2 protein-coding genes are annotated in these 1525 nt (G+C 67.0%); both read right to left on the bottom strand.

What is annotated here, in order from left to right; genetic code table 11:
- On the bottom strand, positions 1–1028 hold a 1028-nt coding region (locus ACT84W_RS11070; protein ID WP_444329265.1), incomplete at its 3' end, for a hypothetical protein.
- 84 nt (positions 1029–1112) lie between these two features.
- On the bottom strand, positions 1113–1525 hold a 413-nt coding region (locus ACT84W_RS11065), incomplete at its 5' end, for a hypothetical protein (protein ID WP_444329264.1).

Here is a 1525-nt window from a genome sequence, read left to right as displayed (position 1 = left end):
CCGCCGATGCTGCCCTTGAGCTCCTCGAGCTTCTGGATGATCTGCGCGAGGGCCGCGGCGGCGCTGGTGTTGCCGCTGTTCACTTCGGCGACGAGGTCGTTGATGGCGTCGGTCACGCCGGCTATCTCCGAGGCGATGGAGGTCTGGCCGGTGCCGAGAGCCTCGGCCTGGTCCTTGATCGCGTCGAGGGACGCCACGATGGCGGAGAGCTTCTCGCCGTAGTCAGGCATTCCCTTGACGGCGGCCTCGATGGCGGAGAGCTTGTCGCCGTAGTCAGGCAGGTTGGCGATGGCCGTGCTGATGGCTTCGAGCCGTGAGCTGTAGTCCGGCAGGGCCTTGACGGCAGCCTCCAGGAGGTCAAGCTTGCCCTCCAGCGACAGCGTCTGCGCCTTGATAGCGGCCTCGATGGCCGCCAGCTTGGTCTTGAGGGTGGTGTTCTGGTCGTCGAGGACGCCCTTGATCTGGTCCAGCTTCCCCCCAAGGCCCTCGCCGAGGTTGTCGATGGCGGTGACAAGATTCTCCGCCAGCTCCTCCTGCTTGAGGGTCTGGTTGTCGACCGCGGCGGTGAGCAGGTCCAGCTTGCCCTCCAGCGACAGCGTCTGCGCCCTCATCGCGGCCTCGATGGCCGCCAGCCTGGTGTCGAGGGTGGCCTTCTGGTCGGCGAGGACGCCCCTGATCAGATCCAGCTTCCCCTCCATCGAGAGGGTCTGCGCCTTGAGCGCCGCCTCGATGGCGACGAGCTTGGTCTCGAGTGTGGTGTTGACCGAGCTGAGGACATCGCGGATGGCCTGGAGCTTGGCCTGCTGGTCGGAGTTCATCCTGTCGATGGCGGCCGCGAGTTTAGCGATGGCCTCCTCGTTCTTGAGGGAGCCCCTGTCGATGGCCTCCACCACCTTGGTGAAGTCGTTGGTCACCGACACGCTCATCGTGTAGTTGATCTCTGGCGCGTCCTCCTGGCATGAGGTGAGGAACGCGGGTGCCGCCAACAGCATGGTGACGGCGAGCGGAATGAGTTTTATCCGTTTCATAAGTCTTTGGCCCCTCCTTGACCCTCCGCGCGGGGAGGGAACGCTGCCGGGGCGCGGGCGTTCGTGTTGTTATTGCGTTACTTCTTACTCTTTGACCACGGTGATGGTCACTCTGCGGCCCTCTGCCGACGGCTTGCCGTTCCTCGCCCCGATGGCGGTCGCGGGCCGCAGGTCGCCGGCGGAGAGTCCCTCGCCGACGAGGATCTCGACCACGCGGCGGAGGCGGCGCTCGGAGAGGCGGACGTTGTAGTCCTCGCCGCCCGGCGTGCTGGCCTCGGCCACGAGGGCGAGCCTCTCGCCGCGGACACTCCGGGCGAAGGCCCTCAGGCGCTCGGCCTCGGCGCCGCCCACATGGGAGCTGTTGTGGTCGAACTGCACGAAATGCGACGCAGGGGCGGCGGAGGCCACGGCCTCGGCCTCGGCCCTGGCCCTGCACTCCTCGCAGTCGGAGAGGAGGCCCTGTAGGTCGGCGTTCTGCGTCTCCGCCAGGCGGAGCG

The organism is Paratractidigestivibacter sp. (assembly GCF_052362415.1).
Taxonomy (GTDB): domain Bacteria; phylum Actinomycetota; class Coriobacteriia; order Coriobacteriales; family Atopobiaceae; genus Paratractidigestivibacter.
The sequence above is the reverse complement of the archived record's forward strand: the minus strand, read 5'-3'. Positions and strand labels throughout refer to the sequence as shown.